The following is a 15,182-nucleotide window of genomic DNA, read 5'->3' as shown; positions in this document are numbered from 1 at the left end:
GACTGGCAACGCAGCGGGCGCATAATCGCGCGATGATCATCGACTCGTTGCTGGACACCGACCTCTACAAATTCACCATGATGCAGGCGGTGCTGCATCAGCACCCCGGCGCGCAGGTGGAGTACCGCTTCAAGTGCCGCACCCCGGGCATCGACCTGGCGCAGTACCTGCCGCAGATCTCGGCGGAGATCGACGCGCTGTGCGCGCTGCGCTTCCGCGCCGACGAGCTGGACTACCTGCGCGCGATGCGTTTCATCAAGCCGGACTTCGTCGATTTCCTGGCGCTGTTCCACCTGGATCGCAAGTACCTGCAGTTGCAGGCCTCGACCAGCGTGCCCGGCGAGATCGAACTGCGCATCCGTGGGCCGTGGCTGCACACCATCCTGTTCGAGGTGCCGCTGCTGGCGATCGTCAACGAGGTGTGGTTCCGCAATGCCGGCGGCGGCGATCATGCCGAAGGCCTGCGCCGCCTGCAGGCCAAGATCGCACTGCTGCGCGACACCCCGGGCTACGACGGCTGCGCCATCGCCGACTACGGCACCCGTCGCCGCTATTCGCGGGCCTGGCACGGCGAACTGCTGCCGGTGCTGCAGCAGACCCTGGGCCAGCAGTTCGTCGGCACCAGCAATGTGTATTTCGCCCGCCGCTACGGCCTGACGCCGCTGGGCACGATGGCGCACGAGTATCTGCAGGCGTTCCAGGCGCTGGGGCCGCGCTTGCGCGACTCGCAGGCGGCGGCGCTGGAATCGTGGGCGCGCGAGTACCGCGGCGATCTCGGCATCGCGTTGTCGGACGTGGTCGGCCTGGACGCGTTCCTGCGCGATTTCGATCTGTATTTCTGCAAGCTGTTCGACGGCATGCGCCACGATTCCGGCGATCCGTTCGAGTGGGGCGAGCGCGTGCTGGCGCACCTGCAGCAGCATCGGGTGGATCCGCGCAGCAAGATCCTGGTGTTCAGCGACGGCCTGGACATCGACAAGGTGATGCGGCTGTACGCGCATTTCCGCGAGCGCTGCATGCTCGCGTTCGGCGTCGGCACGCACCTGACCAACGACCTGGGCCTGGTGCCGTTGCAGATCGTGATCAAGATGGTTCGCTGCAACGGCCAGCCGGTGGCCAAGCTCAGCGACTCGCCCGGCAAGACCCTGTGCGACGACCCGGCCTATCTGGCCTACCTGCGGCAGGTGTTCCAGGTGCCGGCCGAGGACCAGCCCTGAGCCTGCAATGACCCTGCTGGTGCCGACGCGGCAGCGGTCGCCGGGGCGGCCGGGCAGGAGTCGCCGTTCGGCGCAACAGGGCTTTGCGGTGAAGAAAGAGTGAGATACACTGCACGGGAAAGTGAGAACTGTGTCGCAATAGTGACGGTCAGGATGGGCCGCCCAGGCGCTACAGCCGCTACGCCGTTGTCGTTCCGTCCCTGGCCAGAGACTTCCCGATGAGCGCTCACGCGTTGCCGACCCATTACCGCACCCAGGCCTGTTCGCGGCAGTGGCGGGGCTTCCTGCGCGCGTTGGCGGAGGAGTTCGCCGCGGAGCTGGGCCCCGAGGATCTGGCGCTGCTGATGGCGCGCATCGGCCGTCGCTTTGCCGCCGAACATCCGGTCGGTGCCTGCGCCACCCTGCAGGAGCTGGAGGACGCGGCCAATCGCGTCTGGGACCGGCTGGAATGGGGCTATGCGCGGTTCGAGGAACATGCCGACCGCGTCGACCTGCTGCACGCCGGTTCGCCGCTGCATATCGGCCTGGCCGGGCAGGCCGCCGGCGCCGACGGCTTCCTGGAAGGGGTGTACCAGGCCTGGTTCGTGCAGGTCGGCATGTCGGCCGGATTGGGCGTGCGTGCGTTGTCGTCCGCGAACGAAGACCTGCGCCGCCTGGTGCTGGCCCGGGTCGGCTGAGCGCGGCGCGACGCACCGAACATTTTTTGATCGTCATGAGGGGAGTCATGTCCAAAAAGTCCAAGCAGACGGGTGCCGAAATCGGCGACGACGTCTCCAGCCTGTTCGCCAAGCTCGGCAGCAGCGGCGCCACCGCCTACCAGGATTTTTCCGCCGACCGGCTCAGCGCCGCCGAGCCGGCTGCCGCCACGCCGCCGCCAGCACCCGCCGCACCGGCGCCGGTGCTGTCGGTGGTACGCGCCGCGATCGAGGCCAGGCCGGCCGCGCTGTCCCCGGCCGCACCGTTGCCGCTCACGCCTGCCGCACCTGCACCGGCCGCTGCCGCCGGCGCCGCCACCGGCACGCCGCTGCAGCAGCTGTTCCAGCGCCTGCTCGAGGCCGGCCGCGATGCCGCCGTGCCGGCACCGGGCGGTCCGCTCAAGCGCTTCTTGAATCGTTGATGTCGCGCGGCGCCTGCGGGCGCCGCACCTGTTTGCCGTCGCCGCGTGGTGGGGAAGACCACGCGCCGGCCTCCTCCCCCTTTTAGGAACCGCCGATGAGCGCTGCCTCCGCGTCGCATGCCGCGCGCCCGCTGCATGTCCTGGCCAACTGGTCGCTGTGGCTGCTGGGCGCCGTGTTGCTGGTCTTCGTCGTCGCCATCCCGATGGATGTGCCGCAGCAACTGCTGTTCTCGCTGGTGGTGTTCGCCGCGGCCATGCTGCTGCGGCGCAGTGGCAGCCGCCTGGCGATCCTGGTGATGATGGCGCTGTCGCTGGCGGTGTCCTCGCGCTACATCTGGTGGCGCCTGACCCAGACCGTGGGCATGAGCAGCCCGGTCGACCTGAGCCTGGGCCTGGGCCTGCTGCTGGCCGAGCTGTACGCATTCGTGATCCTGACGCTGGGCTACTTCCAGGTGCTGTGGCCGCTGAACCGGCGGCCGCTGCCGCTGCCGGCCGACCAGCGCGAATGGCCCAGCGTCGATCTGTTCATCCCCACCTACAACGAACCGCTGTCGGTGGTGCGCTCGACCATCCTCGCCGCCAGCGTGATGGACTGGCCGGCCGACAAGCTCAACATCTACCTGCTCGACGACGGCCGCCGCGAGGAGTTCCGCGCGTTCTGCGCGCAGGCCGGCATCCACTACGTCACCCGCACCAACAACCTCCACGCCAAGGCCGGCAACATCAACGCCGCGCTGAAGAAGTCCAGCGGCGAGTATGTGGCGATCTTCGACTGCGACCACATCCCCACGCGCTCGTTCCTGCAGGTGGCGATGGGCTGGTTCCTGCGCGACGCCAAGCTGGCGGTGGTGCAGATGCCGCACTACTTCTTCTCGGCCGATCCGTTCGAGCGCAATCTCGGCAACCACGGCAAGGTGCCCAACGAAGGCGAACTGTTCTACGGCCTGCTGCAGGACGGCAACGACCAGTGGGACGCCACCTTCTTCTGCGGTTCGTGCACGGTGATCAAGCGCAAGCCGCTGGAAGAGGTGGGCGGGGTGGCGGTGGAGACCGTCACCGAGGACGCGCACACCGCGCTGAAGCTGCACCGCCGCGGCTACCGCAGCGCCTACATCGCGGTGCCGCAGGCCGCCGGCCTGGCCACCGAAAGCCTGTCCGGCCACGTCGCCCAGCGCATCCGCTGGGCGCGCGGCATGGCGCAGATCGCGCGGCTGGACAATCCGCTGCTGGGCAAGGGCCTGCGCCTGTCGCAGCGGCTGTGCTACGCCAACGCGATGCTGCACTTCTTCTACGGGCTGCCGCGCATCGTCTACCTCACCGCGCCGCTGGCCTTCCTGTTCTTCGGCGCGCACGTGATCCACGCCTCGGCGCTGATGATCCTGGCCTACGCCCTGCCGCACATCCTGCAGGCCAACCTGACCAACCTGCGCACCCAGGGCAAGTTCCGCCACCTGCTGTGGAACGAGGTCTACGAGACCACGCTGGCCTGGTACATCCTGCGCCCGACGTTGGTGGCGCTGTTCAATCCCAAGCTCGGCAAGTTCAACGTCACCCCCAAGGGCGGCCTGGTGCCGCGCAGCTACTTCGACGGGCAGATCGCCAAGCCCTACCTGTTCCTGCTGGTGCTCAACCTGGCCGGCGTGGTCGCCGGGGTGATGCGCCTGCTCAGCGTGCAGGCCGGCGGCGAGGCGCAGACCATCTGGTTCAACCTGGCCTGGACCGCCTACAACGTGCTGCTGCTCGGCGCCACCATCGCCACCGCCAGCGAGATGCGCCAGGTGCGCCGTTCGCACCGCGTGCCGCTGGACATCCCGGCCACCTTGCATCTGGCCGATGGTCGCGAACTGGCCTGCCGCACCGTCAACTTCTCCACCGGCGGCATGGCGTTGCGCCTGCTCGAGCCGGTGCCGGTGGAGCCGGATATGCCGGTGGAGATCGCGCTGCCGCAGCGCGGCAGTTCCAAGCGCCTGCCGGCGATGGTGCGCCACGACCGCGACGGCGAGATCAGCATCCAGTTCCGGCCGATGTCGATCGAACAGGAGCGCTGGCTGGTGGCCTGCACCTTCGCCCGCGCCGACATCTGGGTGTCGCAGTGGGGCCGCCACGACCGCGATCGCTTCTGGGTGTCGCTGGGGCGCGTGTTCGCTGCCAGCGTGCGCGGTTTCCGGCGTCTCGGCCAGCACGTCGCCAGCAGCGCGCGCAGCGGCTGGCGCGGCCGTACCGCCGGCGAGGAGGCTGCGCCGTGAGTCGTCGCCCCGCTGTGCCGCGTTCCTTCCTCTCTTCCCTTTCTTTCCGGTCGCCGTCGATGCGTCTACCCGCCCTGGCTGCATGTTGTCTCACGGTCCTGTCCGGCCTGGCGCTGGCCCAGGAGCCGACCCTTCCTGCCACCGCGCCGGCCGCCGCCGCGACCGCCACGTCGCTGCCAGCGCCGGCCGAACGCGAGCGCTCGGCCACGCTCAAGCAGCTCGGCATCGACTACGAGATGACCCTGCGCGGCATCCAGGGCAGCGCCGGCATTCCCTTCAGCACGCGCACCGACGAAGTGGTGCAGGCGGCGAACCTGCATCTGGTGTACAGCTACTCGCCGGCGCTGCTGCCGGACCTGTCGCACCTGAAGGTCAGCGTCAACGGCGTCACCGTGGCGGCCCTGCCGGTCAGTCGCGAGAACGCCGGCAAGTTGCAGCAGAGCGACGTGCCGATCGATCCGCGCCTGATCAGCGACTACAACCGACTCAACCTGCAGCTGATCGGCCACTACACCCGCGACTGCGAGGATCCGGACCACACCAGCCTGTGGGCCAACATCGATCCGTCCACGCGGCTGTCGCTGACCGCCACCCCGCTGGTGCTGCGCAACGACCTGGCGCTGCTGCCGGTGCCGTTCTACGACAAGCGCGATACGCGCCGCCTGGAGCTGCCGTTCGTGTTCCCGCAGCGCCCGGATCTGGCCACGCTGCGCAGCGCCGGCATCGTCGCCTCCTGGTTCGGCGCGCAGGCCGGCTACCGCGGCGCCGCGTTCGGCGTGGCCATCGGCGACGTGCCGGCCACCGGCAATGCGGTGTTGTTCGCCACCGCCGCGACCCTGCCGGCGGAACTGGCCGCGACCCAGGCCGGCTTGAGCGAGATCTCCGGCCCGACCCTGGCGATGATCACCAATCCGCGCGATGCCACCGGCAAGCTGCTGCTGGTGCTGGGCCGCGACGACGACGACCTGCAGCAGGCCGCCACCGCGCTGAGCCTGGGCACGCCGCTCAACGGCCCGGTGGCGCGCATCGGCGAACTCAAGCAGGCGCAGCCGCGCAAGCCCTACGACGCGCCCAACTGGATCTCCGGCGACAAGCCGGTGCGCTTCGGCGACCTGGTTGCGCAGACCGCGCAGTTGAACGTCAGCGGCTACCACCCCGACCTGATCCGGGTCGGCCTGCAGCTGCCGCCGGACCTGTTCGTGTGGCAGCGCGACGGCATCCCGGTCAATCTGCGCTACCGCTACACGGTGCCGGAGACGCAGAACAAGTCGGCGCTCAACGTCAGCATCAACGATGCCTTCGTCACCACGCTGCCGCTCAACGGCCACGCCTATGCCGAGTCGTTGCCGCTGCGCTGGTGGCACGCGCTCTCGCCCAAGGGCGCGATGCCGGTGGAGCAGAAGCTGCTGCTGCCGACCGGGCCGTTCTCGGCCAACAGCCAGCTGCGCTTCCACTTCTTCTTCGATCGCCCGCAGGCGGAGGCGTGCAAGAACACCTTCCCCGATGTGTCCGGCGCGATCGACGCCGACTCCAGCGTGGACCTGCGTTCGTTCCATCACTACATGGCGATGCCGAATCTGGCCGCCTTCGGCAATGCCGGCTTCCCGTTCACGCGCCTGGCCGACCTGTCCGAGTCCACCGTGGTGGTGCCGGACGAGATCGGCGACCAGGACATGGCCAACCTGTTGACCCTGCTCGGCCGGCTCGGCGCGTCCACCGGCTACCCGGCGCTGCGGGTGACCCTGATCCACGCCGCCGAGGTCGACAAGCACGCCGACAGCGACCTGCTGGTGTTCGGCAGCCTTCGCTCGCAGCCGCTGTTCCAGCGCTGGAGCGCGGCGCTGCCGATCGGCGACGGCGCCAGCGGGCGGCGCTTTTCGATGAGCGACTGGGTGCTGGACAAGCTGCCCGGCTTCCTGTCGTTCGATGCGCGCCGCACCGACCTGCCGACCACCGCCGAGGTGGCCGTGAAGCCGGCGCCCGGCGACGTGGTGTTGATGGGCTTCCAGTCGCCGCTGAAGGCCGGGCGCAGCGTGGTTGCGCTGCTGGCCGAGGATCCGGCCAGCGTCGAGGACTTCTTCGACGCCTGGCTCGAGCCGGCCACGCTGAAGGACTTCCAGGGCAGCGTGGTACTGCTGCAGAAGGGCAAGGTGCGCAGCCTGGCCGGCAACCAGACCTACTACGTCGGCCACCTGCCGCTGCCGACCTGGGCACGCTGGTACTTCTCGCAGCACCCGCTGCTGCTGGGACTGGTGGTGGTGGTGCTGAGCGTGCTGCTGGCGCTGGCCGCGCGCGTGGTGCTGCGCCGGCATTCGGCGGCACGGCTGCAGGAAGGGCGGTGAACGGACACACCGTCCAACGCCGGCGCCTGCTCGGCGGCCTGCTCGCCGCCGGCGCGGCGACGCTGCTGCCGCCGGCGCGCGCCGCGCTCACGGTGGCGCCGGCCTGCGCGCCGTGGCGCGAGTGGACCGCGTTCGTCGCCAAGCACGTCGATGCCAGCGGACGGGTGATCGATTTCCAGCACGCCGACCAGCGCAGCACCTCCGAGGGTCAGTCCTACGCGCTGTTCTTCGCGCTGGTGGCCAACGACCAGGTGCTGTTCGAGCGCGTGCTCGGCTGGACCCGGCACAACCTGTGCGGCGGACGCCCGCAACAGGTGCTGCCGGCCTGGCTGTGGGGCCGCGCCAGCGATGGCAGTTGGCGCGTGCTCGACGGCAACAGCGCCAGCGACGCCGACCTGTGGATCGCCTACGTGCTGCTCGAGGCCGGGCGCCTGTGGCAACGGCCCGGCTACACCCAGGCCGGCCTGCAGATGCTGGCGCTGGTGCGGCGCACCGAGCTGGTCGAACTGCCCGGGTTCGGCAGCATGCTGTTGCCGGCGGCCAAGGGCTTCGCCACGCCGCAGCGCTGGACGCTCAATCCCAGCTACCTGCCGCTGCAATTGCTGCGGCGTTTCGCCGCGGTCGATCCGAAGGGGCCGTGGCCCGGTCTGGCCACGCGCAGCGCGCGCCTGCTGCGCGACAGCGCGCCGGTCGGTTTCGCGCCGGACTGGATCGCCTGGGACGGCCGCGCCTTCGGCGTCGATCCGGACAAGGGTGCGATCGGCAGCTACGACGCGATCCGCGTGTACCTGTGGGCCGGCATGCTCGATGCCGCCGATCCGCTGCGCAAGGCGCTGCTCGACGATCTGTCCGGCCCGCTGCAGCAACTGCGCGGGCAGGGCCGCCTCGACGAGAAGATCGATACCCGCCAGGGCGTCGGCAGCGGCCAGGCCCCGCCCGGCTTCGCCGCAGCGCTGCTGCCGTACCTGAGCGCACTGCGCGAACCGGCGCTGCTCAAGGCGCAGGCGCAACGCATTCCCGCGCCCGGCGACGCCGCCGCGGCCCGGCTTCCCTACTACGACCGGGTGCTGATCCTGTTCGGACGCGCCTGGCTCGACAACCGCTACCGCTTTTCCGCAGACGGCGCGCTGCAGCCCGCCTGGAGAACCCAATGCTCCGCATGAACCTCAAACCCCTGTACCTGGCCGGCATGATCGACCTGTGCCTGCTCGCCGGCAGCGCCCACGCGCAGAACGCCGACGCCACCCAGCAACTGGTCAGCCAGGGCAACTACTGGCACGACCAGGGCCGCGACGACCTCGCTGCCGACGCCTGGCGCAAGTTGCTGCGGGTCGACCCGAACCAGCCCGACGCGCTGCTCGGCCTGGCCCAGATCGATCTGGCGCAAGGCCGCCAGACCGACGCGCGCAAGCGCCTGGCGCAATTGCAGAAGGCGCATCCGCAGGCACCGCAGACCCAGCGCTTGGCGATGTCGATCGGCGGCACCGGCGACAACGTCGACCTGCGCAACGCGCGCCGCGCCGCCGCTGCCGGCCGCTACGTGGACGCGGTGCGCGCCTACCAGGCGATGTTCGACGGCAAGGGCCCGCCGGACGCGCTGGCGCTGGAGTACTACCAGGCGCTGGCCGGCACCCCCCAGGGCTGGGAAGGCGCGCGCGACGGCCTGCGCCGCCTGGCCGCCGCGCAGCCGGACAACACCGCCGCGGCGCTGGCGCTGGCGCAGGTGCAGACCTACCGCGAACCGTCCCGGCGCGAGGGCATCGCCCAGCTCGCCGCGCTGAGCAAGCGCGCCGATGTCGCCGGCCCGGCGCGCGCCGGCTGGCGCCAGGCCCTGCTGTGGCTCAATGCCGGCGCCGCCGATGCGCCGCTGTACCAGGCGTTCCTGGCCGCCAATCCGAACGATGCCGAGATCGCCAGGAAGGCCGCGCAACTGCAGGAGCGCCGCGCGCAAGGCGGCGGCGATCCAGCCGGCGAACAGCTGGGCGAGGGCTTCAAGGCGCTCAACGCCGGCAACCTGGTCCTGGCCGAACAGCGCTTCGCGCAGGTGCTGCGCGCGCGTCCGCGCGACGCCGAGGCGCTCGGCGGCCTGGGCTCGGTGCGGCTGCGCCAGCAGCGCTTCGGCGAAGCGCAGGAGCTGCTGCGCCCGGCCGCGGCTGCCAACGGCAAGTGGCGCAGCGCGCTGGACAGCGCGCGCTACTGGCTGCAGTTGCAGCAGGCGCAGGCCGCGCGTGCGCGCGGCGACAACGACGCGGCGCTGCGCCTGGCCCAGCAGGTGGTCAAGCTCAAGCCCGAGGAGGCCGCCGGCTATGCGCTGCTGGGCGACATGCAGTCGGCCAGCGATGCCGCCGTGGCCGAAAAGAGCTACCGCGAGGCGCTGCGCCTGCATGCCGACGATGCCGGCGCACTGCAGGGCCTGATCGCCCTTTACAGCCGCCAGGGTCGCGCCAACGAGGCCAATGCGCTGTTCGCCAGGCTCAGCCCGGCGCAGCGCCAGCAGGCCGGCGGCGAGACCGCACTGAAAGCCAACCTGCAGCGCGCCCGCGCGCAGCAGGCGTTGGAGGCCGGCGACACCGTCACCGCGCAGAGCGAGCTGGAGACGGCGATGGTCGACAACCCTGGCGATCCGTGGGTGCGCCTGGACCTGGCGCGCCTGTACCAGCAGGCCGGGCGTCCGGACCAGGCGCGCAGCGTCATGGACGGCCTGCTCGCGGTGCATGGCGACATGCCCGAGGCGCTGTACGCCAACGCGCTGCTGGCGCAGGAACGCGGCGACTGGGCCAGCGCCTACGCCAGCCTGGAGCGCATCCCGGCCAGTGCGCGCACCGCCGAGATGAGCGCGCTGCGCAACACCGCCTGGGTGGAGCAGCAGGCGGCGCAGGCGCGGCTGCTGCAACAGCAGGGCCGTGGTGGCGAAGCGCAGTTGCTGCTGGGGCGCACCGAGGCCGCGCTGGGCGACGCGCTGGAGCAGCCGGCATTGCTGGCGGCAATGGCCGGCGCCTATGCCGATATCGGCAGCAACACGCGCGCGCTGACCCTGGCGCAGCGCCTGGTCGCACAGAATCCCTCCACCGAGGCGCGCCTGCAGTACGCCGGCGTGCTGCTGCGCGCGCATCAGGACGCGGAACTGGCGGCGACCCTGCGCCAACTGCGCGACACCGACATGAGCGCCGAACAGCAGCACCGCTACCAGGCGCTGCGCAGCGGCTACGTGCTGCGCCAGGTCGATGCCCTGCGCGAGCTCGGCAATCTCGAAGCCGCCTACGACGCGCTGGCGCCGCTGCTGGCGCAGCAGAACCAGGACCCGCAGGCGGTGGCCGCGCTGGCGCGGCTGTACGCCGCCGCCGGCGACCAGCGCCAGGCGTTGGTGCTGTACCAGCAGCAACTGCAGCAGTCGCCCAACGACCTGGACACGCTGATCGCCGCGGCCAACACCGCCGCCGCACTGCGCGACCTGCACAGCGCCGAGGACTACCTGCAGCGCGCGCTGGCGCAGGCGCCGGATTCGCCGCAGGTGCTCGCCGCGGCCGGTCGCGTGTATCGCAGCGCCGGCAAGAACCGCAAGGCCGAGAGCTATTTCCGCGCCGCGCTGGCGGCGCAGGCGCGCGAGGCCGGTCAGTACGACAACGGCCTGCCGGTCGCCAACGGTCCGGCGTCGTACGCCGCGGCTGGGCGCCCGCTCAATCCGTTCGCCGGCATGAACGGGCGCATGCCGCGCAGCGCCGCCGTGGTGTCCGACAGCCTCGGCGGCGGCGTGCCGGCCCCGGCCTACGCGGCCTCCGCGTTGCCGGCGTCTGCGCCCGTGGCCGCCGGCGACGACCTGCCGCCGCCGGCCAGCGCCAGCGCCAGCGCCGTGGGCGTGGCCCTGGCCGCGCTGCCGGTGCCGGGCCAGCGCAGCAGCACAGCCCGCACCGCGCCGCGCGCGCTGCCCGATGATGGATTGCTGGCCGACACGCCGCGTGCGTCTCTGCGCCAGCCGGCGGCACCGGCCACCTCCGCGGGCGGTTCCAGCGTGCTCGACGAACTGCGCGAAGTGCAGGCCGAAAACAGCGACAGCGTCGCCACCGGCGCCAGCTACCGCGCCCGCGACGGCGAAGCCGGCCTGGGCCGCTTGCGCGATCTGGAAGTGCCGCTGCACGGCGAGTTCGCGGTGGGCGAGGGCAAGCTGCAGGTCGACGTCACCCCGACCCTGCTCGATGCCGGCACGCTTGGCACCGGCTACGCCACCGCCAGCCGCTTCGGCGCCGGCCCCGCTGCGGCGATGGGCGATGCCCTGGCCGCCGACCGCACCCCGATCGACAGCCTGGTCGGCAGCGATCTGTACCAACTGCTGCTCACCGAGGGCAACAGCAACGCCACCCGCAACGCGCTGCGCACCTACGCGGTCAACACCGGGCTGTACAACAAGCTGTTCAACGACACCGACCCGACGCTGACCAACGCGCAGCGCGAGGCGGCGGCGCTGCAGGCGCTGTACGCCGAGCCGCTGTCGGCGTTCCTGCTCGGCAATACCGCCGCCGACACCGCGATCGGCACGCTGGCCAGCGCCATCCTCGGCGACGCCTCGCGCAGCGCCGACCTCAGCGCCGCCGACATCGCCCGCTTCCGCAACCTGGCGGCCAACCCCACCGCCGCGACGCTGACCCCGGCCGGTTTCAGCCAGGCGCTGTACACCATGGCCGCCAACGGCAACGGCGCGCGGCGCATGGACCAGGACGCGCGCGGCGTCGGCATGGCGGTGACCTACAAGAACGGCGGTTTCAGCGCCGACCTCGGCAGCACCCCGGTCGGCTTCCCCGAGCGGCGCATCGTCGGCGGCGTCGGTTACCGCGGCCAGGCTGGCGACACCCTGACCTATTCGGGCGAGGTGTTCCGGCGTGCGGTCAGCGACAGCCTGCTGTCCTTCGGCGGCGTCGACGACGGCCGCGCCGGGCTCGGCTGGGGCGGCGTGACCAGCAACGGCCTGCGCCTGTCGGCCACGCTCGACAACGGTCTGCTCGGCGGTTACGCCAGCGTCGGCGCCGACCGCCTGGTCGGCCGCAACGTCGCCAGCAACGACCATCGCCAGGTCGACCTGGGCGTATACGTGCATGCGCTGGACACCGAGAACCAGTCGCTGACCGCCGGTCTCAACCTGACCGCGATGCAGTACGACAAGAACCTGGGCGGCTACACCTACGGCCAGGGCGGCTACTTCAGCCCGCAGGACTACGTGGACCTGGGCTTCCCGGTGCACTGGAGCGGGCGAACGGCCGGGCGCACGGTCAACTGGAGCGTGGACGCCAGCGTCGGCGTGCAGCACTTCCGCAGCGACGACAGCCCGTACTTCCCGACCAGCGCGCAGATGCAGCAGGCCGCCTACGATGCCGCCTCGCTGGCCGCGCTGCTGGGGCTGACCGACCGCTACGTCGCGCCGGTCTACGCCGGGCAGAGCAAGACCGGCATGTCCTACAACATCGCCGGCGCGGCCGAATGGCAGATCGCCCCGCAACTGTTCCTGGGCGGCCGCCTGCTGTTCAACAATGCTCGCGACTACACCCAGTTCAGCACCAACCTCTACGTGCGCTTCGTGCTCGACCGGCTCGGCGCCGGCCTCGGCCGCCGCCCGCAGGTGCTGGCCTCGCCATACGTGCCGGAGTAGGGCGCGGCAGGCGCACTGCTCCCGTCGTAGGAGCGGCTTCAGCCGCGACAGGCGTTCCCATGAAACCTGTCGCGGCTGAAGCCGCTCCTACGACGTTGCGTCGGCGCTTTGCTGGAATGCAGATATCGCACCGCTGCAGACCGTAGCTGGGGCCACGGTACATCGCAGCCCCGCTGCACGCATCGCCGCCACGGCGGATAATCGCGGGCATCCCCGTTCAGGAGTCCGCACATGATCCGCGACATCATCCGCATGGGCGACCCGCGTCTGCTGCGCCAGGCGCCACCGGTCACCGACTTCGACAGCGCGCAGCTGCACACGCTGGTGGCCGACATGTTCGAGACCATGGACGCCGCGCGCGGCGTCGGCCTGGCCGCGCCGCAGATCGCGGTGGATCTGCAACTGATGGTGTTCGGTTTCGAGCGCAGCGCGCGCTATCCGGAGGCGCCGCCGGTGCCGCGCACCGCCCTGGCCAACGTCGAGATCGAGCCGCTGTCCGACGAACTGGAGGATGGCTGGGAGGGCTGCCTGTCCATTCCCGGGCTGCGCGCGGTGATCCCGCGCTACCGGCACATCCGCTACCGCGGCGTGCTGCCGGACGGCACCCCGCTGCAGCGCGAGGCCGAGGGCTTCCATGCCCGCGTGGTGCAGCACGAGCACGACCACCTGATCGGCCGGCTGTATCCCTCGCGCATCCGCGACTTCGACAAGTTCGGCTTCGAGGACGTGCTGTCGTACGAGCTGTAGCGCAGGACCGACCTGCTTTTCGTAGGAGCGGCTTCAGCCGCGACCGGGCGTTACCGGTAGCGCCTCGGTCGCGGCTGAAGCCGCTCCCACGAGCATCCCTGCAAACGTCATCGCAGATACGACCGCAAAACGCACACGGCCCGCGCGAGGCGGGCCGTGGCGGGTGCTGCACGAACGCGCTGCAGCTTACTTCAGCGCCTTGAAACGCAGGCGCTTGGGGCCGGCATCGTCGCCCAGGCGGCGCTTCTTGTCTTCCTCGTACTCGCGGTAGTTGCCCTGGAAGAACTCCACGTGCGAGTCGCCCTCGAAGGCGAGGATGTGGGTGGCGATACGGTCGAGGAACCAGCGATCGTGCGAGATCACGAACGTGTTGCCCGGGAACTCCAGCAGCGCGTCTTCCAGCGCGCGCAGGGTTTCGATGTCCAGGTCGTTGGACGGTTCGTCGAGCAGCAGCACGTTGCCGCCCTGCAGCAGGGTCTTGGCCATGTGCAGGCGGCCGCGCTCACCACCGGACAGCGAACCGACCATCTTCTGCTGGTCCTGGCCCTTGAAGTTGAAGCGGCCGATGTAGGCGCGCGACTGGATCTCGATGCCGTTGATGTTGAGGATGTCCAGGCCGCCGGCGATTTCCTGGAAGACGTTGTGGTTGCCTTCCAGCTTGTCGCGGCTCTGGTCCACGTACGACAGCTGCACGGTCGGGCCGACCACGATCTCGCCCGAATCCGGCTTCTCCTGCCCGGTGATCATCTTGAACAGGGTCGACTTGCCGGCACCGTTGGGGCCGATGATGCCGACGATGGCACCCGGCGGGATGATCATCGACAGGTTGTCGATCAGCAGGCGGTCGCCGAACTTCTTGGAGACGTTCTTGAACTCCATCACCGAGTTGCCCAGGCGCTCGCCCGGCGGGATGAAGATTTCGTTGGTCTCGTTGCGCTTCTGATAATCCACCGACTGCAGTTCGTCCAGGCGCGCCAGACGCGCCTTGCCCTTGGAGCGGCCGCCCTTGGCGTTCTGCCGGGCCCACTCCAGTTCCTTCTGGATCGCCTTCTGCCGCGCCTTCTCCTGGTTCTCTTCCTGCTTCAGGCGCTCGTCCTTCTGCATCAGCCACTCGGTGTAGTTGCCCTTCCACGGAATGCCGCGGCCGCGGTCCAGTTCCAGGATCCACTCGGCGGCGTTGTCGAGGAAGTAGCGATCGTGGGTGACCGCGACCACGGTGCCGCTGTAGCGCGCCAGGAACTGCTCCAGCCATTCGACGGACTCGGCGTCGAGGTGGTTGGTCGGTTCGTCGAGCAGCAGCATGTCCGGCTTCTGCAGCAGCAGCCGGCACAGCGCCACGCGGCGCTTCTCGCCGCCGGACAGGTTGGCGATCTTGGCGTCCCACGGCGGCAGCCGCAGTGCGTCGGCGGCCACGTCGAGCTGGTTCTCCAGGGTGTGCGCATCGCCGGCGGCGAGGATCGCCTCCAGGCGCTCCTGTTCCTTGGCCAGCGCGTCGAAATCAGCGCCTTCCTCGGCATAGGCGGCGTACACCGCTTCCAGCGCGGCCTGCGCCTGCAGTACTTCGCCCACGCCTTCCTCGACCGACTCGCGCACGGTCTTGTTCGGGTCCAGCTCCGGCTCCTGCGCCAGGTAGCCGACCTTGGTGCCGGGCTGCGGACGCGCCTCGCCTTCGAAATCGGTGTCCACGCCGGCCATGATCTTCAGCACGGTGGACTTGCCGGCGCCGTTGAGGCCGAGCAGGCCGATCTTGGCGCCGGGGAAGAACGACAGCGAGATGTCCTTGATGATCTGGCGCTTGGGCGGCACGGTCTTGCTGACCCGGTTCATGGTGTAGATGTATTGCGACATGGCGGCTCCAAAGGCGCAGGGCGCCCG

9 protein-coding genes are annotated in these 15,182 nt (G+C 70.3%); 8 read left to right on the top strand and 1 reads right to left on the bottom strand.

Annotation, left to right across the window (positions count from 1 at the left end):
* Positions 1-32: 32 nt before the first annotated feature.
* The 8 genes from pncB to GGR64_RS05830 all read left to right on the top strand — a co-directional run bounded on the left by pncB (position 33) and on the right by GGR64_RS05830 (position 13,307).
* Positions 33-1,217 carry a nicotinate phosphoribosyltransferase gene (pncB, locus tag GGR64_RS05865; RefSeq protein ID WP_184644530.1) on the top strand — a complete coding sequence of 395 codons (1,185 nt, stop codon included), beginning with the start codon at positions 33-35 and terminating at the stop codon, positions 1,215-1,217.
* A gap of 218 nt (positions 1,218-1,435) precedes the next feature.
* Positions 1,436-1,894: a hypothetical protein gene (locus GGR64_RS05860; RefSeq protein ID WP_184448399.1), complete on the top strand. Its 459-nt coding sequence runs from the start codon at positions 1,436-1,438 to the stop codon at positions 1,892-1,894.
* Between the two features lie 47 nt (positions 1,895-1,941).
* The gene (locus GGR64_RS05855) at positions 1,942-2,334 is read left to right on the top strand and encodes a hypothetical protein (RefSeq protein WP_184644527.1); all 393 of its coding nucleotides are present in this window, start codon (positions 1,942-1,944) and stop codon (positions 2,332-2,334) included.
* Between the two features lie 95 nt (positions 2,335-2,429).
* Positions 2,430-4,580, top strand: coding sequence for a UDP-forming cellulose synthase catalytic subunit (gene bcsA, locus GGR64_RS05850; protein WP_184448397.1), 2,151 nt, complete (start codon positions 2,430-2,432; stop codon positions 4,578-4,580).
* 59 nt (positions 4,581-4,639) lie between these two features.
* Positions 4,640-6,922, top strand: coding sequence for a cellulose biosynthesis cyclic di-GMP-binding regulatory protein BcsB (bcsB, locus tag GGR64_RS05845; protein ID WP_184644525.1), 2,283 nt, complete (start codon positions 4,640-4,642; stop codon positions 6,920-6,922).
* Positions 6,919-8,085: a cellulose synthase complex periplasmic endoglucanase BcsZ gene (gene bcsZ, locus GGR64_RS05840; protein ID WP_184644523.1), complete on the top strand. Its 1,167-nt coding sequence runs from the start codon at positions 6,919-6,921 to the stop codon at positions 8,083-8,085. Before bcsB ends, bcsZ begins: the two co-directional genes overlap by 4 nt.
* The gene (locus GGR64_RS05835) at positions 8,073-12,560 is read left to right on the top strand and encodes a cellulose synthase subunit BcsC-related outer membrane protein (RefSeq protein ID WP_184644521.1); all 4,488 of its coding nucleotides are present in this window, start codon (positions 8,073-8,075) and stop codon (positions 12,558-12,560) included. The genes bcsZ and GGR64_RS05835 overlap by 13 nt, the downstream gene beginning before the upstream one ends.
* A gap of 231 nt (positions 12,561-12,791) precedes the next feature.
* On the top strand, positions 12,792-13,307 hold the full coding sequence (locus tag GGR64_RS05830; RefSeq protein WP_160970655.1) for a peptide deformylase: 516 nt from the start codon (positions 12,792-12,794) through the stop codon (positions 13,305-13,307).
* A gap of 186 nt (positions 13,308-13,493) precedes the next feature.
* Here the strand turns inward: GGR64_RS05830 and ettA are convergent, their stop codons facing one another.
* Positions 13,494-15,155: an energy-dependent translational throttle protein EttA gene (ettA, locus tag GGR64_RS05825; RefSeq protein ID WP_160970653.1), complete on the bottom strand. Its 1,662-nt coding sequence runs from the start codon at positions 15,153-15,155 to the stop codon at positions 13,494-13,496.
* Between the last annotated feature and the right edge of the window lie 27 nt (positions 15,156-15,182).

Source organism: Xanthomonas sp. 3307 (assembly GCF_014199735.1).
Taxonomy (GTDB): Bacteria; Pseudomonadota; Gammaproteobacteria; order Xanthomonadales; family Xanthomonadaceae; genus Xanthomonas_A; species Xanthomonas_A rydalmerensis.
The sequence above is the reverse complement of the archived record's forward strand: the minus strand, read 5'-3'. Positions and strand labels throughout refer to the sequence as shown.

Excerpts from the sequence above, each read along its gene's own strand:
- pncB (WP_184644530.1), top strand. The coding sequence starts at position 33 with ATGATCATCGACTCGTTGCTGGACACCGACCTCTACAAATTCACCATG.
- GGR64_RS05860 (WP_184448399.1), top strand. The coding sequence starts at position 1,436 with ATGAGCGCTCACGCGTTGCCGACCCATTACCGCACCCAGGCCTGTTCG.
- GGR64_RS05855 (WP_184644527.1), top strand. The coding sequence starts at position 1,942 with ATGTCCAAAAAGTCCAAGCAGACGGGTGCCGAAATCGGCGACGACGTC.
- bcsA (WP_184448397.1), top strand. The coding sequence starts at position 2,430 with ATGAGCGCTGCCTCCGCGTCGCATGCCGCGCGCCCGCTGCATGTCCTG.
- bcsB (WP_184644525.1), top strand. The coding sequence starts at position 4,640 with ATGCGTCTACCCGCCCTGGCTGCATGTTGTCTCACGGTCCTGTCCGGC.
- GGR64_RS05835 (WP_184644521.1), top strand. The coding sequence starts at position 8,073 with ATGCTCCGCATGAACCTCAAACCCCTGTACCTGGCCGGCATGATCGAC.
- GGR64_RS05830 (WP_160970655.1), top strand. The coding sequence starts at position 12,792 with ATGATCCGCGACATCATCCGCATGGGCGACCCGCGTCTGCTGCGCCAG.
- ettA (WP_160970653.1), bottom strand. The coding sequence starts at position 15,155 with ATGTCGCAATACATCTACACCATGAACCGGGTCAGCAAGACCGTGCCG.